This window comes from Bifidobacterium choerinum (assembly GCF_002761235.1).
GTDB lineage: Bacteria > Actinomycetota > Actinomycetes > Actinomycetales > Bifidobacteriaceae > Bifidobacterium > Bifidobacterium choerinum.
This window is the reverse complement of sequence record NZ_CP018044.1, coordinates 902,678-926,430: the sequence shown is the minus strand read 5'-3', so window position 1 is coordinate 926,430 and position 23,753 is coordinate 902,678. Positions and strand designations below refer to the sequence as shown.

Here is a 23,753-nt window from a genome sequence, read left to right as displayed (position 1 = left end):
CCTTCAAGGGCCATCAAGGGGACCGCATCACCGGTCCCCTTACGCATATCCACCCATAGAATGCCACCGAGCACCCTTCCAACGGCATTCTGCACGTAGTCTCACCTATAGAATGCCATCGCAGCAACCACAAATGGCATTCTGCGCGTAAACCCACCTACATGCTGCCGCACGGCCCCTAACGGCCGAACAGGTTCTTCGCGATCGAGTGGAGGATGCGGCTGAGCATCGTCGGCTTGTGCAGCAGGTTGACGCCTTCGCTCTTCGGCTTCGATTCGGCGGTCATTCCGTACACGTAGGCCTTCTTCGAGCTGGGCTTGCCGACGAGGTCGCCGAACGCGAGCAGCTGCGTGCGCGGCTCGTAGGGATGACGGATGTCGAATTCGAACAGCCGAGCCGCGCGCCGTTCCGGCACCGGCCCGTAGGAGCCGAATCCGCAGGTCGGCGACGCGATCATGCGTACGCCGTCGGCGACGCCGTCGAAGGCGTTGCGATGGTCATGCCCGGCCGAGATCGCGAAATACGCATGCGTGTCCCGCAGGATCGCGAATTCGCCGCTGTCGTCGTCGGGGCAGCTGATGCCCTCGCCGATGTAGCCGCCGGGTGCCGTCTTCGCGTCGTCGAGCGTGTAGTACTGTCCGGAGAACATCCGGTACCCTTCGACGGCGTGCGCGGCCGTCGCCGCCACCGGCTTGAGCAGCTGATAATACTGCGGCACCGCCGTATGCTGGAAGACGATCGATTTCGCCTGCGTCCCCAGCGCCGCCGGCACCGCGCGCAGGAACGCCAACGCGCGCGCATCCGGCGCGCCGTAGCCGCCTGTCGGCGCGTAGTCGCCGGAATCGACGAGCACGACGCCGAGGATCGTCTCGCCATGCTCGTTCGCGACCGGCAATGCGAAGGTGCCCGACTCGCACGCATAGGCGACCTCGTCGGCGAGCGCCGGCGCCGTCGTGCGCACGCACACGTCGTCCGCGTCGAGCGGCGGGAACAGGTCGTCGAGGTGCATCTGCTGCTTCATATGCGCGGTGATGACGGGGTTGAGGCAGCCTTTGAACTCGTGGTAGATCGCGTCGAGCTGCGCGTTGCTCAGTCCGCACTGGAAATCGTGGTTGCCGTAGGTGACGGCCCATGGGACGCCGGCGTTCACCATCGGCGTGACGAACCGGCGGATCGACGCGCGCACCCGCTCGCGCGTCTGCTCGAGCTCCGCCTCACGACGCGCGGTCGGCGCCGGCTTCTTCCAATGGCGTTTGCAGAAGGTGGCGGCGTAGGCGGGATCGTATCCGGCGATCTGGTTGCCGGAGAAGACGACGAGGTCGGGACGCGCGCTCGTCAACGCGGCTTCGATGAGGCTGATCGTGTCCGGCGAGACCTTCGGCCCGTCCTGGATGTCGGCGAGCTGCAGGATGCGGAACTTGCCCGAACGATGGAACTGCAGCCGGCCGAGGCGCTGCGACACCGACAGCGGTTCGTCCACGGCCGCAGTCTGCTTGTTCGTTGTTCGTTCGCTCATACTTCCAACAGTAATGCACTTCGCGCGCGACGTGGACGCGCGCCGTGCAGATTCCCGCAGTCTCTGCGCAAAACCCGCGGCGAAGGCAACCGCTGCGAGGAAAACACAAAACCCTCGCCGAAGCGAGGGTTTCGATTGGCTGGGATGCCTGGACTCGAACCAAGAATGGCTGAACCAGAATCAGCTGTGTTGCCAATTACACCACATCCCAATTGGCATGTTCATCACCGTGGTGGTGAACTTCGTACCCCCAACCGGATTTGAACCGGTGTTGGCGCCGTGAGAGGGCGTAGTCCTAGACCGCTAGACGATGGGGGCATCATCTCGCTGCTCCGTGAAGCAACAGAAAGAAAATATACTAGGGATTCCACACTTGCGCAAATCACGGCGTGTCGCTCATGATTCCAACGTTTTCGCGACACCTCCGTGCATCGTCCTCGCATACGGAAGCGGGGAACATCGGCACGATGTTCCCCGCTTCCTTCAGACCACGTATGCGCTGCGGACGCGCACCCGCGGCGTTCAGCCCTGGATCTCAGCGAGATGCGCGCGCAGGCCTTCGAGACGCTGCATCGTCAACGGCTTGCCGACGATCTCCATCGACTCGAACAGCGGCGGCGAGACGCGGCGACCGCTCATCGCGACGCGCACCGGACCGAAGGCGACGCGAGGCTTGTAGCCGCCCTCCTCGATGAGCGCCTTGTTGAGCGTCTCATGGAGGTTGTCGGTCTTCCATCCGTCCTGGGGCACCGCCTCGAGCGCGGCGATCGCCGCGTCGAGCACTTCGCCGGCCGTCGCCTTGAGCTGCTTCTTCGCGTCGTCCTCCGGCGGGATGTACGCGTCGTCGGACAGCAGCGAGCCGACCATGCCGGCGACCTCGCCGAGCAGACGCACGCGCGTCTGCACGAGCGGCGCGGCGGCGGTGAGCACCTCGCGCTCGCGGTCGCTCAGCGCGCCCCACGAATCGGCGGAGACGACGCCGGCGCGGAACAGGTACGGCACCGAACGGTCGAGGAAGTCCTGCGGCTCGAGCATGCGGATGTGCTCGGCGTTGATCGCCGTCGCCTTGTCCAGGTCGAAGCGCGCCGGGTTCGCCTTGACGTCGCGCACGTCGAAAGCCTTGATCATCTCGTCCATCGTGAAGATGTCGCGGTCCGGGCCGATCGACCAGCCGAGCAGCGCGAGGTAGTTGAGCAGGCCCTCCTTGATGAAGCCGTGCTCGCGGTGCAGGAACAGGTTCGACTCCGGGTCGCGCTTGGAGAGCTTCTTGTTGCCCTGGCCCATAACGTAGGGCATGTGGCCGAACAGCGGCATCTCCTTGGCGATGCCCAGTTCGATCAGATAGCGGTACAGCACGATCTGGCGTGGCGTCGAGCTGAGCAGGTCCTCGCCGCGCAGCACGACGTTGATGCGCATCAGCGCGTCGTCGACCGGGTTCGTCAGCGTGTACAGCGGGTCGCCGTTCGGGCGTACGATCACGTAGTCCGGCACCGAGCCGGCCTTGAACGTGATCTCGCCGCGAATCAGGTCGTTGAACGTGATGTCCTCGTCGGGCATCTTGATGCGCAGCGCCGGCTGGCGGCCTTCGGCGCGGAACGCGGCCTTCTGCTCGTCGGTCAGGTGGCGGTCGTAGCCGTCGTAGCCGAACTCCTTGGGACGGCCGGCGGCGATGTTACGCGCCTCGATCTCCTCGGGCGTCGAGAACGATTCGTAGGCGTAGCCGGCGTCGAGCAGCTTCTGCGCGACGTCATGGTAGATCGGTCCGCGCTCGCTCTGGCGGTACGGGCCGTCCGGACCGCCGACGCGGATGCCCTCATCCCAGTCGATGCCGAGCCAGTCGAGGGCCTCGATGATCTGGTTGAAGCTCTCCTCGGAGTCGCGCTGGGCGTCGGTGTCCTCGATGCGGAACACGAAGGTGCCGCCCGTGTGGCGCGCCTCGGCCCAGTTGAACAGGGCGGTTCGCACCATGCCCACATGCGGGATGCCGGTGGGTGACGGGCAGAAGCGCACACGCACGTTCGCCGGCAGTTCCGGCTTGACGTGCTCGCGTTCCTTCATGTCTTCGACGGAGTCCTCTGGTTGTACGATTGCAGCATCAGTCATGCCGTCTATTGTGGCGCGCGCGGCCGACGTGCGGCCGGCCGCACACGGCCCCGCTCAGCCGCGCGCTGCGGCGTCGGCGTCCTCGGCCGCGATACGCGCGACGTCGTCGATCTGCGCGGCCGTCTCGTCGCCGTCGCCGGCGGCGCCCGCGCTGTCGACCTCGGTGAGCACCGGCGTCTCCGTGCTCTCCTTGATCTGCTTGAAGCCACACAGCGCAATCGCGAGCGAGACGAGCGCGAGCGCCGTGACGACGGCGAATCCGCCGTGCGAGCCGGCATGGTCGATCGCAACGCCGGCGATCGCCGAACCGGCCGAGCCGCCGATCGCGTTCATCGCCCCCATCCACGCCATGCCTTCGGTGAAGCGCGTCTGCGGCACAAGGTGCAGCATCAGCTGGTTGCCGTTGATCCACGTAGGCGACTGGCAGACGCCGATGAACAGGTAGATGACGGCGATGACCCACAGCTGCTTGGCGAACAGGAACGAGCCGATGCCGAGATTGAGCACGGCGAGACACACGTAGAAGCGCTTCCACAGCGGAATCGTCCAGTTCTTCGCGCCGTAGACGAGCGCGCCGAGCAGCGAGCTGATCGAGAAGCATGCGAACACGAATCCGGTGTACTGCTTCATGTTCGATTCGGTCGCGAAGGAGACGATCGAGATGCCGGCGGCCGACTGGAACGCGCCGAGGCCGAACCATGTGACGCACACGGCGATGAGGCCGGGCCCCCAGATCGAGTCCTTCTTGCCGCTCATCGACTTCTCGTACGCCGCCTTGCCGGCCGCGTCCACCTCGGCCGCGCCCAGGCCCTCCGACTTCGCCTGCGCGCGGGCGTCACGTTCCTCCGTCTGCGCGCGCAGCAGCCGCGCCTTCGCGTCCTCGCGCGCACGGAACTCGCGGCGCGTCAGTCCTTCGGCGCGCGCGAGCTGCGTCTGGCTCGCCGGCTCCGTCGTCAGTTCGGTGAGGAACATCAATGCGCCGATGAGCACGCAAGCGCCGGTGAAGCTGAACGTGAGCACGCCGGAGATGACGGCCAACGTCGAGGCGAGCGGATTGCCGATGACCCACATCGCCTCGTCGAAGACGCCGCACAGCGACAACGCGCGGTTGACGCCGACGCGGTCGTGCTTGAGCAGATTCGTCCACCGCGCGCGGCTCATCGCACCCCACGGCGGCACGGCGGCGAGGAACGGCACGATGCAGAACAGGATCCACGGCTGCACATGCGCGAGCACGCACGAGACGAAGGCCGTCGCCGCGACCATCCACACGGCGATGATCGGCACCGAGACCTGCCTCTGCCCGTAGCGGTCGACGAGCGTGCCAAACAGCGGGCCGACGGCGGCGCCGGCGATCGCCTGCACGGCGGTGAGCGCGCCGGCGAGCGAATAGTTGCCGTAGTACTGCTGCGTCATGATCGTCATCGTCATGCCGACCATCGGGAACGGCATGCACGCGATGACCGAGCCGACTGTGAACCTGGCCGTGTGCGGGATCTTCAGCAGCTGCGCGTAGCCGCCGAACAACCGTCTGTTGACGTCCCTGATTCCCTTCGTCACTACGTGCTCCCTGTGCTGTGCCATGTGCCGCTCCTTTCTGCTCGCGGATGTGTCCCGCATGCGGCCGTCGCGCCGTTTGGCGTCACGGCTTGATTCTCGCCGCCTGCGGTTGGTTGGGTTTGTTGCATTGGTTAGGGATTGTTGCTTGGCGATTCGGCGACGTCGTCGTCGATGGCCGGCGAATCGTCCGCGCGACGCGCATGTCACGCGTTCGCGAACACGGCCACATTAGTCGCACCCGCCGGCGCGACACGCGGTACATTATTGAGGTGGAAGCGATTATCGTGAAATGTTCACATCGATTCGAAAGGGAGCGTCATGACGGCCACCACCATCAACTTCGTGCGGCACGGCAAGGTCTACAACCCGGACCATCTGCTCTACGAACGGCTTCCCGGCTTCCATCTGTCCGAGTCGGGGCGCCGCATGGCGCAGGCGACCGGCCGCTATCTGGCCGCCAACCCGCAGACGAACACGACCGCCGCCGTCTACTCGTCACCGCTCGACCGCACTCGTGAGACGGCCGACGCAATCCTGCTCGAACTCAACCGCTTGCGCGCCGAACGCGGCCAGCAGCAGCTGGAGCTGCTCACCGACCCGCGTCTCATCGAGGCGCGCAACGAGTTCCGCGGCAAACGCATCGGCCACGGCGACGGCGCGCTGTGGCGCCCCGAGAACCTCAGGCTCGTGCGCAACCTGTGGCGTCCGAGCTGGGGCGAAAGCTACCGTTCGATCGCGAACCGTGTGCAGAATTTCGCTCTGGAAAAAGTCGACGAACATCCTGGCGAGCAGATCGTCGTCGTCACGCACGAATCGCCGATCTGGTCGTATCGCCACATGCTCGAAACAGGACGCCCCGAGCACAACATGCTGCTGCGCAAGACGGCGCTCGCATCAGTGACGTCGATCACCTACGACAACGCGACGCACGACGTGCTGTCAATCACCTACGCCGACCCGGCGAAGGGCATCGAGTAGCCTGCATCCGCTTTGGCCGCCACACCGGTGGCCGCAACCGCGAAGGAGTCACGATGAATGGAGATATCGACCAGGTCGTCGAGCGCATCGCCGCGCTGCCGAACGTCCGTCAGGCCGCGCAGGCGGCCGCCGACCTGACCGAGCTGTGGCCGCTGACGTCGGCGCTGCACATGGACAATGACGCGCGCTACTGCGAGAACCTGCAAGTGCGTCTGAGCCGTCTCGCCGCGCAGGTCATGTCCGGCGAGCGAATTCCGATGGCCGACGCCGAATTCGTCTACGAGGGCGCCGACTCTATTCCCGGCCGCCCGCAGGAAACGGTGGACGCGTTGAACGCCGCGAACGACGCGATCGAGACGCTCGCCGGATTCGCGTCGTCGCACGACGTGCACGAACTGCTCGACGCCGCCGACACGCTCGACGCCGGCTGGTCCGGCGCGACCTCCACCGCCGTCACGACCGCCGTCGGCAACGCCGAGGATTTCGTCGCCGCGCGCACCGAGACGAAGGTCGAATCGATCGCATGGCGCTACGCCGTCGTCGTCGTGCTGCTCAACGAACTGATGCGCGTCGCGACGACGCAGCTCGCCGGTGCGCTCGGCGACGAGGAGCCGACGGCCGGCGGTGCGCCCGAACAGCGCGTGCGCGGCCTCGAACGGCTCGCACTGCCGTTCTTCCTGTTCATCAACGATTTCGCGGCGACGCTGCAGCTGCCGCAGATCTGCCTGACGGCCGAGCAGTTCCACGGCGTCGTCGCCTCCTACGCGACGCCGAACGGCGACGACGACGCCGTCGACGCGGCAACGGTGCTCGCGCAGGCGCTCGCCCCGATCGCCGGCGCCGAGTGGCGCAGGCACCGCGGGGACATCCTGTGGGACCCCAAGGAGGCGAAGGAACGCGCGCGTCAGGAGGACGAACGCAAGAACAAGGAGGCGCTCGCCGCGAAGTTCGCCCACGTCAAGGACGATCCGTCCAAACCGGAAGTCGAGCTGTAGACGCGCGCATAGGTTAATCTTCGTCGGCTCGACCAGGGGCACCCTCCTCGTCGACGGCGACCTCATCCCCCACCCGCGCAAGCACGTGCGGGACCTGTCATTGATCGCCATGGCTTTGTGCGCTCCCGCCCGTGCGGGCACGAGCGCGGGCGCATAACTCGATATCTCGGGCAAACTATCGAGATATGCGCCCGCGCAACCGGCAGCCACGGCACTGTAACAGCCGACGATGCCGAAACCGCACAATATCGCTCACGCCGACTCTCCAATCGCACATCTGCTCACCCAAACGCGCACCATCGCACATGCCGGGCGTCTGCCTGCGCAGTGCACGACGCATAACTCAAAGTTTCTCCCAAATTATCGAGATATGCATGACTGATGCAGATGATGGGCGAGCGCGCACGACGGCTGACAGTACATGGGCAGTACGCGCTGCGTACGCCGTGCGGAGCGGGCGTCCGCAGCCGCACGGCTGCTTCGGGCGTGCCCCTTGTACACTGTTCGTGTGCGCAAACTCATTGAGCAGATCCTGAAATTCGGCGTCGTCGGCATCATCGCGTTCCTGATCGACTGGGGCATCCTCAACCTCCTCGTCGGCGTGTTCCATATGCACAACGTCATCGCGGCGACGATCTCGTTCCTCATTTCGCTCGTCTTCAACTACTTCGCGAGCATGAAATACGTCTTCAAGCACCGTCCGGACATGGCACGGTGGATGGAAATGGCGATCTTCCTGTTCTCGGCGGTCGTCGGTCTGTTCATCAACATGGTCATCATCTGGCTGTCCACCTACGGCATGAACAAGGACGCCTACATCAGCCAGCACGCGATGTATCTGCTGCGCACGAACATCGGCAAGCTGATCTCGACGGTCGTCGTCGCGATCTGGAACTTCATCATCCGCAAATGGCTGCTCGACGACACGCACACAAACGCGATGAACCGCCTACGCCGCGGCGACCACGTCCTGTCCGAGGAGGAGCTCGAGGCGAAGTGGGAGCAGAGCTTCTCGCACCGTCTGGGCATGTGGTCGATCAGGCACACGCCGAAAGGCTGGAAGTGACGCCCTTCGGCGGCGGTTGGTGGTTGAACCCAATTACAGACTGCCATTCGCATCCCTCCCGGCGGAGGTTTGCGATTGACCGCAACCACAAACCTCCATTCAACCGCTCAGCCATCGGACGCAAGTCGAATACGACGCGGCAAAGCTGCCCTAGACTGGGTACTGACTGAACACCGTTGACCGGCGACCGCCGAGTCGATCGCCGATTCCCATCAAGGAGGCCCTATGCCAGTCATTCACACCCATGTCTCCGTCCCGACGACGAAGGAGCAGCGCGATACGCTCAAGCGCATCTTCGGCCAGGCGATCACCGCCGTCCCCGGCAAGTCCGAGGGCTGGCTCATGTGCATGTTCGAGGACAATGTGCCGATGTACTTCGGCGGCGACGATGCCGCGCCGGTCGCCTACGTCGAGGTGAACGTCTTCGGTTCGAACGTGCCGACGAGCGCATGGAAGAAGCTCACGCCGCAGATCATGGATGCGCTGCAGGACACGCTCGAGATCCCCGCCGACCACACCTACATCCGCTACACCGCAACCCCCGACTGGGGTTGGAACGGCTCCAACTTCTGATCTGAACTTCGCCGCCGCCATCCACCGTGCGGCGAACGCTCAGCGCATACGAGAGACGCTGCCGAATCCCATCGATTCGGTGGCGTCTCCGATTATCCATATGTCATGCCGACGCCAACTGCTGCGCCCTCTGATGGCTGATGCCCAGAATCTGACCGATCTCCCGATACGGCACTCCCTCATCGTGCAGTAGATGGACGGCGCCGGCCATTGATTTGCGCGCGCGCCGCTCCGCCTCCTTCGCTTCCACCTTCAGCCGCAGCGCCTCCTCCACGAGGCTTGGCAGATGCATCTGCACTTCGATTTGCGGATCGCGTTCCTCGGTCATGATCGAGATGAGATCCTTCGCCATCGATTCCACCTCGCCCAGAGTGCGCGCTTGGGTCACGCGGTTGATCTGCGGCACCGAGATATTCCAGTACTTGCCGTCCGGCTCGATATCCACTTGATAGATCATTGCCACCACCCTTTTCCCAGCTTTTCAGCTGCTTCCTTGTAGATGCCCATAGCGGTGATATCACCAATCTCATGATGCCTCGGTACCGGGATGGTCATCCCGTCCAGTTTCCATATCTCATGATTGCCGCCTTTGCGCGCGTCACGTTCGAACGAGAGGCCCTGCCTTCGGGCCTCACGCCGAATTTTCCTCAGAAGCTCTCTGCGTTTCGTCATCATATAAGTCTATTGCACTAGACATATTATGTCTAGTGCAATAGACTTATCGTTCGCCCGACTCAGCGACTACGCACGACGGCGTGCGCACCGGGTTTGCGGTTCTTCTGCACGACCACAGCCAGGCACATGCCCACCGCGATGAACGCGAATCCGAGGGCCGCGCAATGCGTCCCGATGCCGCCCGCCGAAGGCAGCTCGACGCCGGGATCCTCCTCCTTTGCGTTGCCGATGACCCATGCGCCCTATGGGAACGCCCCGCGTCCGATGACGCGGGGCGTTCAGCGCGACTGGCCGAGTCGAATGACCTTAGACGATCTTCGGCATCGGCGTCGTCAGCGACGTCGTCAGGTTGACGTGGACGAGGCCGGCGCCGGAGTGGACGTCGACCTTCTTGAGCGTCACCGTGCGTTCGTCGGCCGGCGCGGCGTCGTTGTCGGTCATCGTCGCCGGCGACTTCACGGCGACGAGCGCGAGATCGTCGAAGGCGACGCCGGCGTCCTCGGCGAGCGCCCGCGCGGCCTCGAGCGACTCCTCGAAGCCGGGCTTCATGACGACGCGGTCGGACGGGACGCCGTAGGCGTGCTCGCACACCCACTTGACGTTCTCGACGAGCGGCATGCCCTTGTGGCTCGCCGGCGTCTCGGGCGCATCCTCGGCACTCACGGCTTCGGTGAAGGCGTCGAGCTGCGGCACGAGCGCGTCGCCGCCGTCACGGTACAGATTGCCGACGATCGGCGCGCGGAAGCCGAGGTCGGCGGCCGTCTGACGCAGCGCTGGCACCTGGTCGTCCTCGCCGTCCCACAGGTTGATCAGCGGGAAGGTCGGGATGCCGAGGCCTTCGAGACGCTCGACGTGGAAGGGGTAACGCCACTGCAGCGCCGGGTCGTCGCGCCAGGTGGAGGCGCGCGTCACGACGACGGCCGCGCTCGGCCACTGCGCGCCGTATTCGCGGCAGGCGATGTCGAGCCACTTCTGCGCGCCGGCGTCGGCGCCGTAGCCGGCTTCGACGATGACGACGTCGTGCAGCGCGCACGCCATCTCGACGGACACGAGCGACGGGATGCCGATCGAGACGTTCGCGAAGGGGCCGCCGTGCACGTACACCGGCGAGCCGTTCTTCGTCTCGGTCTTCGCCGGCTTGACGGCGTCGGCGAGGATGTTCGTGATGCGCCACAGGTCGATGAACTCGCCGAAGGTCACGGCCTTGCCGTCCTTCGTGCCGGCGATCATCTTCGCGACGCGCTCGGCGATCTCGTCCATCGAGCGCGACAGCACGACGATCTGCATCAGCTCGCAGGTCGGCGTGAGCACGGTCTTCTCGTGCACGTCGTTCTTGCCGGCGTCGACGACAACGCTGCGCAGCGAACGCGACGGCACTTCGGAGACGCGCGGAACGATCACCGTGTCGAGCAGACCGTCGTCGACGGCCTTCTCGGCGAACGACGCGAGCAGGTTCTGCGCGGCCTCGATCGCACCCATCTCGCCGCACAGACCCCAGTCGATGAGTTCGGGATGCGTCAGCGACGCCTTGCCGCCACCGGAGGCGCCGCCCTTCGAACCGGCGGCCGTGATGCCCATGCTCGGCTGGCGCAGCACGGCGGCCGCGTCGATGCCGCGCGCGTTGAGCGCGTCGATGAGCGCGATCGTCGTCGTCGTCTTGCCTTCGCCGCGCGACGCCTTGAGCGGTGTGTCCGCGGTGACGAGGACGACCTTGCCGTGCTTGCGCGGCGCGTCGGGGTTGTTCTTAAGGGAGTCGAGATAGCCGAATGCGTCGATCTTGTCGACCAGTCCGTAAGGCTTGGTGAAATTCTCGATGAGCGACACTACACGTTCCTTTCCGGTGTTTGAGCTGCCTGTTCCAACATATCAGCACGCTATGGCCGCGAGACATCCCCCATCACGATGCGAACGACGAAAGCCGGCGCGCAGGCGGGGGCCTGCGCGCCGGCTTCGGGTCATAGCGCGATGGGCGCGGCGAATCAGACGGATCAGTTGTCGGACATCGCGAAGTGGTTCTTCATCGCGAGGCTCGACGTGTACAGCGCCGTGTCGAGCAGCTTCTCGGTCTCCTTCTTGAGCTGGCGTGCGAGGTCCTCGTTCGCCGTCGCGAGCACGTCGCGCACCTCGGGGTTGCGCACGGCCTCGATGATCTCGTCCGGCTCCATCGGCTGCACGTCCTCGACGAGTTCGTCCTCGACGAATTCGTCGTCGTATTCGTGTTCGCGGGCGGACGCCTCGAGCACGGCGTCGCCGCCGAGACGGTTCACCTGCTCGTCGGCCGCGCGCAGCATCGCGTGGCCAAGCGCGCCGACCTTCAGCTGGTAGTTCTCGACGGCGGACATCGTCTGCGCGTGCTGCGCGTCGCACAGCACGCCGATGATGCGGTTCGCCCAGTAGAAGTTCTCCGACGTCACGCGCGCCGTCGTGTCGCGCAGATAGGCGGGCGTGTCGTCGACGTTCGGGAAGAACGGGACCATCGCGTTGAAGGGGTTCGAGCCGTAGGCGATCCACTGCACGGCGCGGTTGACCTGCGGGCGGTATGGACGGATCTGCATCGCGGCGAGATGGTTCGTGCGGTTGATGCCGATCGGGCGGAAGCGCGTGCGCGACATGTCGTCGCCGCCCGTGCCGTACGGGTCGAAGGGCGTCTCCTGGTAGTGCGAGCTCAGGATGTACTTGACGTCCTCCATCGTGATCTTGCGGTCCGGCTGGCGGCACCACGGGATGTCGTCGGCGTCCGGCTTGTGGTCGGCGTCCGGGCCGTCCCAGACCTCGTCGAGCGGATTGAAGTAGCGCTGCATGTACCATGCACGCGGCGTGTTGTAGACGTGGTCGGAGTCGGAATGCGAGCCGAAGGCGTCACGCGGCGAGAACGGCGACGCGCCTTCGACGGCGAGGCTCAAATGGTTGCCTTCGATGAAGTCGTCGAGGTCGGCGGAGCACATGTAATCGCATTGCTTGCCGAGCGCGTCGTCGAGATCGAATTCGTCGATGCCCAGCTGGTTCGGCATCGTCACATAGCAGTCGTCGGGCACACGGCGCGCGATCCAATGATGGCCGCCGACCGTCTCGAGCCACCAGATCTCGTTGACGTCGCTGAACGCGACGCCGTTCATCTCGTAGGTGCCGTACTGCTCGAGCAGCGCGCCGAGGCGCGCGACGCCCTCGCGCGCCGTCTTGATGTACGGCAGCACGATCGTGACGAAGTCCTCCTCGCCGATGCCGCCGGCGACCTCGGGTTCGTAGTCGTCGTCGCCCGGCTTGCCGATCGCCGGCGCGAACTCGACGAGCGGGTCGGCGCCGAGCACGCGTTCGTTCGTCGTCAGCGTCTCGGTGGCGCTCATCGCGACGTTCGCCTCGTTGACGCCGGCCTCGCCCCAGATGCCGCTCTTGCGGATCGCGTTCGGCACGCTCGAATACTGCAGCGGGTCGTCGGGCAGATCGATCTCGACGTGCGAGAGCACCGACTTGTAGTGGCGCGGCTGGTCCTCCGGCCTGACGATGACGAACTGCTTCGGGTCGAACTCCCCGTTGCAGCTGTCCTCGTTGCGCGCGATGATCGTCGATCCGTCGTAGCTTGCGTCCTTGCCGACAAGCAGCGTTGTACAGCTCATATTGTTCCCATGTCTCCTGTTGGTTGTGTCTGCTTCGTCCGCCTGCGCCTTCGGTGGCGGCGGACATGTTCCGATGCGGTCATTGTAGGGGCCCGTGCGGCGCGCTGCCCCGGCCCAGCCGGGATATGGATACGCCGGACGCGAACAGTGGCCCTGCCGCGGGTATCACGATGACGGCCGGCGGATCGCTCCGCCGGCCGTCATCGTGAAGCCGTCAGCAACTGCCGACGAGTGTGATGCCGCCGCCGTCGACGACCTGCGCATGTTCGAGGCCGTGCAGCATCGCGTTGAGCCAGAAGCCCTGCTCGAGTCCCGCGATCGGCTCGGTCGTGCCCCATAGCTGCAGCACGTAGCGATGGTCCTGGTCCGGCGGCTGCGGACCGGTGTAGTGCGCGACGAGCTGCAGGTTCTGCTGGTCCTGGCCGTAGAGCGGCGAAGCCTGCGAATTGCGTCCCTGCGCCGCCTCCGGGATCATCGCGTTGACCTTGCGTGAGAAATCGGCGGGAATCTGCAGCGCATGCGCGTCGGACGGGTCGAACATGATCGCGTCGACCGGCAGGTTCGCCATCGTCCAGTGGATCCATTCGAATCCGCACACCGGAATCGAATCGGGGTCGCTGAACTCCCAGTGCAGGTACTTGACGGCCGGATTGAGATGGTCGATGTAGAAGGGGAAGGAGATGCACGGCACACCGTCCACGCGGGCGTCATCGGGCGCCTTCTTGGCGTAGAGGTCCGGCACGGTGGTGAAATCTGCGGAAACTAGCATGTCTTTAGTATCGCGCATCGGCGGCGCGCATGCCGGCGCATGACCGGATATATCGCGCGTCGCGAATACTCTCCGGCGGCCGCGCGGCCGCTCAGGCCTCGGCGAGCGCGCAGAACAGCGCCTCGAAGACGAGCAGCGCGTTGCCGTTGCCGAACAGGCGGCGGCGCGCGACGTTGATCTCGTCGAGACAGCGAATCGTGCGCTCCCGGCGCAGCCGCGCGCTCAGGTCGGCGATCGCGCGGCGGTTCTCGACGTTGACGAGACCGACCGATTCCTCGGCGTCGTTCTGCAGGACGGCGACGTCGCGGTAGATGCTCGCAACCGAGTTGAGCGCGCGGTCGAGCACGTCGCGCGTGCGGCGCGTCGTCTGCCGTTTGACGTCGTCGGCCTTCGTCAGCGCGTTGTACGCGGGGCGCAGCGACGGCGGCACGCGGTCTCCCTCCTGCAGGCCGTTGAGGCGGAGGAATTCGGCGCGCGCTTTGTCGCCGCGCTTCGCCACGTCGGCGGCGGCCTGCGCTTTCGCGCTGTCGAGCAGGGAGCCGGCGAGCAGTATCGCCTGCGACGTGCGGCGCAGCCCGAGGACGCCGACGACGAGTTCGTCGCGGTCGGCGAGCACCTGCGAATCGGTCGCGTACAGCGTCGCGACGCCGATATGCCCTTCGGCGAGGCGCGCGGCGCGCATCGCGAGGTTGTGGCCGACGTCGTGCCGCTGCTCGAGGTACTGCGCGACCTGCGCGTCGGAGGGCACGCCGAGGTTGACGATGCGGGTGCGCGAGCGGATCGTCGGCAGCACGTCCTGCGCGCTCGGCGCGCACAGCAGCCAGATCGTGTGCGGGCTGGGCTCCTCGATCTCCTTGAGCAGCACGTTCGTCGTGCGTTCGAGCATGCGGTCGACGTCCTCGATGATGATGATGCGCCACGGGCCGCTGCGCGGCATCTGCTCGGCCGTCGTCACGAGGTCGCGCACCTCGTCGATGCCGATTGTCACCTTGTCGGTAGCCAACGTCGTCACATCCGGATGCGTGCCGGCGAGCACCTCGCGCACGGCCTTCGTCGGCTCATCGTTCAGGCCGTGGTCGGGACTCTCCAACGCGGCCGCGAAGGCGCGCGCCATGTTGGAGCGGCCCGAGCCGGGAGGTCCGCAGATCAGCCATGACTGCGCCAGCATCTTCGGGTCGCCGCAGCTGGCCGCGCGCAGCTGTTCGACGACGCGGTCCTGCCCCACGAGGGTGTCCCATACGCTCATGACGTCTCACCCAACCAGATTCGCGCTGTCTTGGCAAATCGTCTGCGCGATGTCGTCGGCCGGCGCCGACGCGTCGAGCACGAGGAATCGTTCGGGGTCGCGCTCGGCGAGGTCGAGGAACGCGCGCCTGGTGCGCCGCTGGAAGTCGTCGCCGGCCGATTCGATGCGGTCCTCGGCGTGCGTGAGCCGCCGGTGCGCGCACGCCGGATCGATGTCGAGCAGATAGGTGCGCCGCGGCAGCAGGCCGCCGGTCGCCCACATGCTCAGTCCGCGGATCTCGTCGGACGTCAGTTCACGACCGCCCGCCTGATAGGCAAGCGACGAATCGAGATAGCGGTCGGTGATGACGATCGCGCCGCGCTCGAGCGCCGGACGGATCGTCTCGGCGACGTGCTGCGCGCGGTCGGCGGCGAACAGCAGCGCCTCGGCGCGCGCCGCGATCGGCTCGTCGCCGTGCAGCAGCAGCCGGCGGATCTCGACGCCGAGCGACGTGCCGCCCGGCTCACGCGTGACGACCGCCTCCCTGCCCCGCGCGCGCCAATAGTCGGCGAGACGGTTGGCCTGCGTCGTCTTGCCGGCGCCGTCGACGCCCTCGAAGGAGACGAACAATCCCTGCCCTGTCATCGTCGTCCTGCCGTTCAGCGCTTCGTCCTCGGCACGACCGCCGGACGCACGTAGCCTTCGTGTTCGGTCAGATAGTCGAGGTCCGACTTGATCGTCGCGGGCGTCGAACCGATCTCGCGTGCGATGCGCGCGTTCGGCCACCCCAGATCGGCGAATTCGCGTACCTTCCTGCGGCGCTCCTCGCGGGCGGCCTGCGCGGGGCTCACCGTCTTCGCCGGTTTCGCGGCCTTCGCCGTCTTCGTCTTGCGGCCGCGGCGCTTGGCCGGGCCGGCCGCACGCTTCTCGGCGAGCAGACGGAACGCGTCCTCGGCAGAAATCGTCTTCGGGTCGTACTGCTTGGGCAGCGAACGGTTCGTCTCGCCGTCGGTGATGTAGGCGCCGTAGAAGCCTTCCTTGATCGTCACCGGCTTGTTCGTCGTCGGGTCGTTGCCGAGCTCGCGCAGCGGCGGCTTCGCGGCACGCCTGCCGCGGCCGTACTTCGGCTGCGCGAACAAGTCGCGCGCCTGCTGTTCGGTCACCGTGAAGATCATGTCCTCGTTCTCGAGCGAACGCGTCTCGCTCGAGCCGTCGGCGCGTTCGCGCGTCAGATACGGGCCGTAGCGGCCGTTGTTCGCGAGGATCTTCGTCGTGCCGGTCTCGCCGGTCTTCTCGTCGGTCTCATCATAGGACGCGACGAGGCGTGGCAGGCTCAGCAGCCTGAGCGCGTCGGCGAGCGTAATCGTCTCCGGCGTCATCGACTTGAACAGCGACGCCATCTTCGGACGCGCGTCCGAGCCCGGCTCGACGAGTGCGATGTACGGGCCGAAGCGGCCGTTGCGCAGTTCGACGGTGCCGCCGGTCGCCGGGTCGGTGCCGAGCACGCGCGGGCCGCCGGCGTTCTCGTCGATGAGCCGGTGCGCCTCGGCGACGGTGAGCTCGTCCGGCGCGAGCGTATCCGGGATCGACGCATGCTTCGGGTTGCCCTTGTCGTCGAGGTGTTTCGTGTCCTCGAGATACGGGCCGTAGCGGCCGACGCGCACGTTGATGCCGTCGCCGATCTCGATCGTGTTGATCGCACGCGCGTCGATCTCGCCGAGCTGCGCGACCTGCTGCTGCAGGCCTTCGTGCACTTCGTCGGCGTTCTTCGCCGCGTCCTTGCCGGTGCCGAAGTAGAAGGCGGTGAGCCAGTCACGGCCGGTGTCCCTGCCGTGCGCGATCTCATCGAGGCCGTTCTCCATGTCCGCCGTGAACTGATAGTCGACGTACTTGGGGAACTTCGTCTCGAGCAGCTTCGTCACGGCGAACGCGAGCCACGACGGGATGAGCGCGCGGCCGCGCTCGTACACGTATTTCCTGTCGATGATCGTCGAGATGATGCTCGCATAGGTGGAGGGTCGTCCGATCTCCTTCGCCTCGAGCGTCTTGACGAGCGACGCCTCGGTGTAGCGCGCCGGCGGCTGCGTCTCATGGCCGTCCGCCTTCACGTCGCGCGCCTGCAGCACGTCGCCGGCGGCCATCGGCGGCAGCGACGTCTCGTCGTCCTTCGCGCCCTTGCGGTGCTCGCCGAGCACGCGCAGGAAGCCGGGGAACTCGATGACGGTGCCGGAGGCCTGGAACGTCGTCTCGCCGCGGTCGCCGGCGTCGGCGACGAAGCGCGCCGTGGCCGTCGAACCGGTTGCGTCGGCCATCTGCGAGGCGAGCGTGCGCTGCCAGATGAGCGTGTACAGCCTGAGCTGGTCCGGCGGCAGCGAACCGGCGAGTTGCGCCGGGTCGCGGAAGTGCGAGCCGGCGGGTCGGATGCATTCGTGCGCCTCCTGCGCGCCGGCCGTCTTCGTCGCGTACTGCTTGGGGCCGTCGGACAGATACCGCTCGCCGAACTCGCGCGCGACCGATTCGCGCGCGGCGTGGATCGCCTCCTGGCTGAGCGTGACCGAATCGGTACGCATATAGGTGATGTAGCCGTTCTCGTACAGCGTCTGCGCGGCGCGCATCGTCTGCCTCGACGACATGCCGAGACGGTTGCCGGCGGCCTGCTGCATCGTCGACGTCGTGAACGGCGGCTGTGGACGGCGGCGGTACGGCTTCTCCTCGACGTCGGCGACGCGGAACGGAGCGGACGCGAGCGCGGCGGCGATCGCGTCGGCATCGGCCTGGCCCAGCTGCCGCACGCCGTCCCTGCGCGCGGCCTCGGTGAGTTCGCCGCGCGACGTGAAGTCCTTCGATCCGGCGACGCGATGGCCGTCGACGGCGGTCAGGCGCGCGTCGAAGGCGACGTCGGCGCCGAGCGCGTCCGGCGCCTGCAGCTGCGCGACGACGTCCCAGTACGGCGCGCGCACGAAGGCCATGCGTTCGCGTTCGCGTTCGACGATCAGACGTGTGGCGACCGACTGCACGCGGCCTGCGGACAGTCCCGGGCCGACCTTGCGCCACAGCACCGGCGACAGTTCATAGCCGTAGAGGCGGTCGAGGACACGGCGCGTCTCCTGCGCGTCGACCATGTGGCCGTCGACCTCGCGCGTATGTTCGAGCGATGCGCGGATCGCCTCGGGCGTGATCTCGTGGAACACCATACGCTTGACCGGCACCTTCGGCTTGAGCGTCTGCACGAGATGCCAGGCGATCGCCTCGCCTTCGCGGTCCTCATCGGTCGCGAGGAAGAGCTCGTCGGCGTCCTTGAGCGCGGCGCGCAATTCGGCGACCGTCTTCTTCTTGTCGGCGCCGACGACGTAGTACGGCTTGAAGCCGTCGTCCACATCGACGCCGAACTTGCCGAAGCGCGCCTTCTGGTCGGCGGGAACCTGACTCGGCTGGGCAAGGTCGCGGATATGGCCCACCGAAGCGAGCACGGTGTATCCATCCCCGAGGTAGCCGCCGATCTTCTTCGCCTTCGCCGGGGACTCGACGATCACGAGCTTGCTGCCTGCAGTCATGATTTCTCCTTACATGCGGTATTCGCACGCCATATTACTCACGGGCTGCTCAATCATGTACGCCCGGGCGGCGCCGACGGCAACGCGCCGGGCGTTTCGGCGGCGCTCATTTCGCCTTGGGCGGCAACGGCGGCGCGCCGATGAGCCCGAGCTTCGTCAGCGGCGCGGCCGTCAGCTGGCGCATCATCAGCACCATGCCGTTGACGAGGGCGGCGCAGCCGAAGACGAGCGCCGTCGTCGCCGCGCACGATCCCGACGCCGCCCAGCCGGCCGAGGATTCGAGTCCCGGCTGCACCTGCCAGATGACGTAGGCGCCGTAGGCGGCCGCGCACAGCCCGAGCGTGATCAACGCGGTCGCGACGAGCTGGATCGACGGCGACGAGACGCGGTCGCCCGGCCGGTCCATGCCCGACGCGCGCGTGCACGCCAACATGAGCATCATCAGGCCGCCGGCGACGAACATCGCCATCAATACGTCGCTCGGCCGGTGCCACTGGTCGAAGACGACCGACACGCCGACGGCGATCGTGCAGATCGTCGACAGCACGGCGCATACGGCGCGCCATGCGTGCGGCACCGCGCACAGCAGCACGAGTCCGGCGGCCGCCGCGAGCATCGTGTGCCCCGACGGCGCCGAATTGTTCGCCGACGATTCGATGTAGACGAGGAACGGCCGCGGCAGATACGGCTTGAGCAGCTTCGCGGCGGCGAAGCAGACGGCGCTGTAGGCGGCGAGCTGCCCGATGAGCCACCAGCGGCGGCGCAGCGCGGCGACGACGAAGGCCGCGACGCCGAAGGCGAGCGCGACGCCGATGATGATCGGCGACTGCAGATGGCCGAGGCTGAGCCACGACGGCATCATCGACGCGTAGTTGACGATCACGAGGTCCTCGAAGGTCTGCCCGGCGACGGTGCGCACCCCGAGCCAGTAGACGGCGGCCGCGATCATGAGGAAGACGACGCCGAAGACGATGCACAGCACGACGCTCGACGTGCGCGGACGCAATGTGAGCGGGTCGAGCTGCGCGAGCTTGGAGCGCATGTCGCGCGCGAGGACGTCCTCCTCGTGCGGCTTCCCCGGGCCGTCCTGCGGCACCGGCTGCGGCGCGGGACGTTCCGTCTTCTCGAGCGCGGACCAGTGCGTCGCGTCGGCGGACGGCTGCGCGGCGTCGTCGGGACGCGTGGATGGGGTGTCGTGTGTGTGCTCGGTCATGCTACCGACTGTAACGCAAGTACGGAAGAACGTCGGCGGGTATGGAAAAACCTCCACGCACCCACCAGAGGCCACTTACCCTTGCTGCATTCCTGCCCTGGGGGGATTGGGTGACGTAGTGCCACGCGGAGGCATTCATCAGTGTACACCATGCCCCGACACCGCAACACACGGCATGGCGCCGGTATGACGAAGGCCGCCCATGTCACGAGGGACACGGGCGGCCTTCGTCATGCCGGACGGCGGCGTCGTGGAGGCTCAGGCCTTCCAGACGTCCTTGCCGTCGGCCTTCGCCTTGGCGACGTCGGCGTCGAGCTCGGCCTCGTTGGCCTCGACCTTGCCGGCGATGAACTCCTCGACGAGGCGGCGGGCCTCGTTGTCCTCATGCTGGACGGCCGGGGACTTCATGAAGTAGGAGGACGGCGCGAGCACCGGGCCGGCGAGGCCGCGGTCGAGCGCGATCTTCGCGGCGCGCACGGCGTCGATGACGATGCCGGCCGAGTTCGGCGAATCCCACACCTCGAGCTTGTACTCGAGGTTCAGCGGGACGTCGCCGAAGGTCGTGCCCTCGAGGCGGACAAACGCGAACTTGCGGTCGTCGAGCCATGCGACGTAGTCGGACGGGCCGATATGGACGTTGTACGGATCCATCTCGTGGGGGACGATCGACGTGACGGCGCGCGTCTTCGAGATCTTCTTCGACTCGAGGCGCGAACGCTGCAGCATGTTCATGAAGTCCATGTTGCCGCCGACGTTGAGCTGGTAGGTGCGGTCGAGATGCACGCCGCGGTCCTCGAACAGACGTGCGAGCACACGGTGCGTGATCGTCGCGCCGACCTGGCTCTTGATGTCGTCACCGATGATCGGGACGCCGGCGTCACGGAACTTCTGCGCCCACTCCGGGTCGGAGGCGATGAACACCGGCAGGCAGTTGACGAACGCGCAGCCGGCGTCCATCGCGGCCTGCGCATACGCCTTGTCGGCCTCTTCGGAGCCGACCGGCAGGTAGGAGACGAGGACGTCGACCTTGTTGTCGCGCAGCACCTGGGCGACGTCGACCGGCTCCTTGTCCGACTCCTCGATCATCTCGCGGTAGTACTCGCCCAGACCGTCGAGCGTCGGTCCGCGCAGCACCTCGACGCCCAGGTTCGGGACGTCGGAGAACTTGATCGTGTTGTTCTGCGACGAGAAGATCGCCTCGGACAGGTCCTTGCCGACCTTGTCGGCGTCGACGTCGAACGCGGTGACGAACTCGATGTCGCGCACGCGGTAGCCGCCGAAGTTGTTGTGCATCAGTCCAGGGATCTTGTCCTCATCCTTGGTGTCCTTGTAGTACTCGACACCCTGCACCAGTGACGAGGCGCAATTGCCCACACCGGCGATAGCCACGCGAATGCTCATGAAAAATGACTCCTCTAGTTGCGTGCGTTGTTCGCCTTTCAGCATACCGCGCATTGCCCGCGGCGGCCTGCCAAAGGAACTTCAAGACACTAACGTTACCGTGTATGCAGGAAAACCTACGCCGGCGTAGTCACGGCGGCCGATGCGCCCCTCGGCGAAGCGTCGGCGGTTTTTCAGGTACGCCGATTACCGTGGACGTCATGGCTTCACAGACACGTACCGTACGTTCGGGCGCGTCGGGCGGCGCGCACAGGGCGTCGCACGGCGCCGCGGACGCAAGAAAGACATCGGCGGGCAGCGCCGGCGCACGCAGGAACCATCGCGCGCCGAAGAACAAGAAGGACCCGCAGAAGAAACACAAGGGACTGTGGTGGAAGATCCTGCTCGGCGTCATCGGCGGCATCCTCGTCCTCGGCATCGGCCTGTTCGCCTACCTGTACGCGACGACCGACATCCCGCAGCCGGAGAAGGTCGCGCTCGCCGAGAAGACGACCGTCTACTACAACGACGGCACGACGCCGATCGGCTCGTTCTCCGAGCAGAACCGCGAGATCGTCAACTGCTCGACGCTGCCCGACTACGTCGGCAACGCGATCGTCGCCTCCGAGGACCGTTCGTTCTGGACGAACAAGGGCATCGACATCACCGGCATGGCGCGCGCGCTGTACAACAACCTGACGAAGGGCACGCGCCAGGGCGGCTCGACGATCACGCAGCAGTATGCGGAGCGCTATTATCTGGGCGAGACGACGTCCTACGCCGGCAAGATCCGCGAGGCGATCCTCGCGATGAAGATCGCGAACTCGCAGGACAAGTCCGAGGTGCTGTGCAACTACATGAACACGATCTATCTGGGCCGCGGCGCCTACGGCATCCAAGCCGCCGCCCAGGCGTACTTCGGCAAGGACGCGAAGGACCTCACGCCCTCCGAAGCCGCGATGATCGCCGGCATCATCCCGGCACCGAGCACCTGGGATCCGGCCGTCAACCCGAAGCAGGCGGAGAAGCGCTTCGAGCGCGTCGTCGGCATCATGCAGGAAGACGGCTACCTGACCGCCCAGCAGGCCGCCGACGCGAAGTTCCCCGAAGTCAAGGAGTACATCCCGAGCAACGACTACGCGGGATCGACCGGCTACATCCTGTCGACGGTCGAGACGGAGCTGACGAGCAACAAGGCGTTCACGAAGGACGAATTGGAGACCGGCGGCTACAAGGTCGTCACGACGCTCGACAAGGCGATGCAGGACCGCATCCAGCAGGTCGGCGACGAACGGCCCGAAGGCATGCCGGAGACATTGCAGGTGGGCGGCCTCGCCGTCGACCAGAGCAGCGGATCGGTGCGTGCGATGTACGCGGGGCAGGACTATCTCAAGCAGCAGCTCAACAACGCGACGCAGTCGACGTTCCAACCGGGATCAACGATGAAGCCCTTCGGACTCATCGGCGCAGCGCAGGACGACGTGAGCTTCTCGACGCTGTTCAACGGCAACTCGCCGGAACGCTTCGAGACGACGCCGGGCACCTTCGCGGAGGTGCCGAACGCGCTCGGCATCAGCTGGGGCACGATCAACCTCAACCAGGCGACGGCGAACTCGGTGAACACCGTGTTCATGAACGTCAACGAACATCTGACGCCGAAACGCTACGCGCAGATCGCGCATGACGCCGGCATCACCGGCGACATCCAGGAGGACACGCTCTACAACATCCTCGGCATCAACTCGCTGACCGTCTGGGACCTTGCACAGGGCCACTCGACGATCGCGAACAACGGCACGAAGAACACGCTGCACATCGTCGACCGCGTCACGAAGGCCGACAAGGACATGTACAAGGCGAATCCGGCGCCGAAGAAGGTCTTCGACGAGAACGACTGCGCGCTCACGCAGCACGCGATGCTCGGCACGACGACCTACGGCACCGCCGCCGGCGTCTCCTCGCAGCTCGGCCGCCCGGTCGCCGGCAAATCCGGCACCGCGAACGACGAGACGGCGGCGAGCTTCGTCGGCTACACGCCGCAGCTGATGAACGTCTGGGCGATCTGGAATCCGGGCGAGAACGGCGAGAACCTCGTCGTGCCGTCCTTCGCCGGCTACGGCGTCTCGTCGACCGGCTATCCGGCGCATCTGTTCGCCGAGTTCATGTCGACGGCCGTCGCCGACATGCCGGTCGAGCAGTTCCCGGCCGCCGTCGACGACGGCGTGATCGGCGGCCCGAACGGCGACTGGGGTCTGGGCGGATCGCGCGCGCCGGCGACGAACCAGGGACAGAACACGCTCACGCCGAGCGCGTCGCCGAGCGAATCGGCATCGGCAAGCGAATCGCCGTCGCCGAACGCATCGTCGTCGGCGACGCCGAACGACAAGCCGACGAGCAAGCCGCAACAGCCGGAGCAGACGACGCAGCCGCAGCCGCAGCCGACACAGCCGACGCAGCCGAACACGCCGGCCGAGCCGACCGAACCGGCCACGCAGCCGACGGGTGAGCCGCAGCAGCCGGCAGGACAGTAGC

18 protein-coding genes, 2 tRNA genes and 1 other RNA gene are annotated in these 23,753 nt (G+C 66.3%); 5 read left to right on the top strand and 16 right to left on the bottom strand.

From position 1 onward, the window contains the following. Positions 1–178: 178 nt before the first annotated feature. From BcFMB_RS03580 to BcFMB_RS03560, 5 genes are all read right to left on the bottom strand, one after another. Entirely contained in the window at positions 179–1,516 is a 1,338-nt protein-coding gene (locus BcFMB_RS03580; RefSeq protein ID WP_099721077.1) for a metallophosphoesterase, read from the bottom strand. Positions 1,517–1,652: 136 nt separating this feature from the next. Then, a tRNA-Gln gene (locus BcFMB_RS03575) sits at positions 1,653–1,727 on the bottom strand. A gap of 34 nt (positions 1,728–1,761) precedes the next feature. After that, a tRNA-Glu gene (locus BcFMB_RS03570) sits at positions 1,762–1,834 on the bottom strand. A gap of 204 nt (positions 1,835–2,038) precedes the next feature. After that, positions 2,039–3,574 carry a glutamate--tRNA ligase gene (gene gltX, locus BcFMB_RS03565; protein ID WP_024541637.1) on the bottom strand — a complete coding sequence of 512 codons (1,536 nt, stop codon included), beginning with the start codon at positions 3,572–3,574 and terminating at the stop codon, positions 2,039–2,041. 99 nt (positions 3,575–3,673) lie between these two features. Continuing rightward, positions 3,674–5,203: an MFS transporter gene (locus tag BcFMB_RS03560; RefSeq protein ID WP_099721076.1), complete on the bottom strand. Its 1,530-nt coding sequence runs from the start codon at positions 5,201–5,203 to the stop codon at positions 3,674–3,676. A 294-nt stretch (positions 5,204–5,497) separates the two neighbouring features. On the opposite strand from BcFMB_RS03560, the gene BcFMB_RS03555 reads away from it, so the two are divergent. From BcFMB_RS03555 to BcFMB_RS03540, 4 genes are all read left to right on the top strand, one after another. Then, positions 5,498–6,157, top strand: coding sequence for a histidine phosphatase family protein (locus tag BcFMB_RS03555; RefSeq protein WP_024541639.1), 660 nt, complete (start codon positions 5,498–5,500; stop codon positions 6,155–6,157). Positions 6,158–6,210: 53 nt separating this feature from the next. Beyond that, entirely contained in the window at positions 6,211–7,152 is a 942-nt protein-coding gene (locus BcFMB_RS03550; protein WP_099721075.1) for a hypothetical protein, read from the top strand. 508 nt (positions 7,153–7,660) lie between these two features. After that, the gene (locus BcFMB_RS03545) at positions 7,661–8,218 is read left to right on the top strand and encodes a GtrA family protein (protein WP_024541641.1); all 558 of its coding nucleotides are present in this window, start codon (positions 7,661–7,663) and stop codon (positions 8,216–8,218) included. 225 nt (positions 8,219–8,443) lie between these two features. Beyond that, the gene (locus BcFMB_RS03540; RefSeq protein WP_099721073.1) at positions 8,444–8,791 is read left to right on the top strand and encodes a phenylpyruvate tautomerase MIF-related protein; all 348 of its coding nucleotides are present in this window, start codon (positions 8,444–8,446) and stop codon (positions 8,789–8,791) included. A gap of 103 nt (positions 8,792–8,894) precedes the next feature. Here BcFMB_RS03540 and BcFMB_RS03535 read toward each other — a convergent pair whose 3' ends face one another. The 11 genes from BcFMB_RS03535 to BcFMB_RS03485 all read right to left on the bottom strand — a co-directional run bounded on the left by BcFMB_RS03535 (position 8,895) and on the right by BcFMB_RS03485 (position 21,242). Beyond that, complete coding sequence (locus BcFMB_RS03535) at positions 8,895–9,248, bottom strand: hypothetical protein (RefSeq protein ID WP_029675766.1); 354 nt, start codon at positions 9,246–9,248, stop codon at positions 8,895–8,897. Beyond that, on the bottom strand, positions 9,245–9,466 hold the full coding sequence (locus BcFMB_RS03530) for a hypothetical protein (protein ID WP_198405440.1): 222 nt from the start codon (positions 9,464–9,466) through the stop codon (positions 9,245–9,247). The genes BcFMB_RS03535 and BcFMB_RS03530 overlap by 4 nt, the downstream gene beginning before the upstream one ends. Before the next feature lie 306 nt (positions 9,467–9,772). Continuing rightward, entirely contained in the window at positions 9,773–11,290 is a 1,518-nt protein-coding gene (locus BcFMB_RS03525) for a formate--tetrahydrofolate ligase (RefSeq protein ID WP_024541645.1), read from the bottom strand. 164 nt (positions 11,291–11,454) lie between these two features. Then, positions 11,455–13,080, bottom strand: coding sequence for a C69 family dipeptidase (locus BcFMB_RS03520; protein WP_024541646.1), 1,626 nt, complete (start codon positions 13,078–13,080; stop codon positions 11,455–11,457). A gap of 214 nt (positions 13,081–13,294) precedes the next feature. After that, entirely contained in the window at positions 13,295–13,849 is a 555-nt protein-coding gene (locus tag BcFMB_RS03515; RefSeq protein ID WP_024541647.1) for a YbhB/YbcL family Raf kinase inhibitor-like protein, read from the bottom strand. Between the two features lie 91 nt (positions 13,850–13,940). Beyond that, complete coding sequence (locus BcFMB_RS03510; protein WP_024541648.1) at positions 13,941–15,095, bottom strand: DNA polymerase III subunit delta'; 1,155 nt, start codon at positions 15,093–15,095, stop codon at positions 13,941–13,943. 6 nt (positions 15,096–15,101) lie between these two features. Continuing rightward, entirely contained in the window at positions 15,102–15,719 is a 618-nt protein-coding gene (gene tmk / locus BcFMB_RS03505; RefSeq protein ID WP_099721071.1) for a dTMP kinase, read from the bottom strand. A gap of 14 nt (positions 15,720–15,733) precedes the next feature. Next, positions 15,734–18,628, bottom strand: coding sequence for a type I DNA topoisomerase (topA, locus tag BcFMB_RS03500; RefSeq protein ID WP_099721070.1), 2,895 nt, complete (start codon positions 18,626–18,628; stop codon positions 15,734–15,736). Between the two features lie 106 nt (positions 18,629–18,734). Beyond that, the gene (locus BcFMB_RS03495; RefSeq protein WP_024541651.1) at positions 18,735–19,841 is read right to left on the bottom strand and encodes a phosphatase PAP2 family protein; all 1,107 of its coding nucleotides are present in this window, start codon (positions 19,839–19,841) and stop codon (positions 18,735–18,737) included. 41 nt (positions 19,842–19,882) lie between these two features. Next, positions 19,883–19,979: signal recognition particle sRNA small type (ffs, locus tag BcFMB_RS03490), an RNA gene on the bottom strand. Positions 19,980–20,099: 120 nt separating this feature from the next. Further along, positions 20,100–21,242 (bottom strand): inositol-3-phosphate synthase, encoded by a 1,143-nt coding sequence (locus BcFMB_RS03485; RefSeq protein WP_024541652.1) that lies wholly within the window; start codon positions 21,240–21,242, stop codon positions 20,100–20,102. Positions 21,243–21,442: 200 nt separating this feature from the next. Between BcFMB_RS03485 and BcFMB_RS03480 the strand changes: the two genes are divergently transcribed. Beyond that, a complete protein-coding gene (locus tag BcFMB_RS03480) occupies positions 21,443–23,752 on the top strand; it encodes a transglycosylase domain-containing protein (protein WP_024541653.1) in 2,310 nt (769 codons plus the stop codon). Position 23,753: the final 1 nt, after the last annotated feature.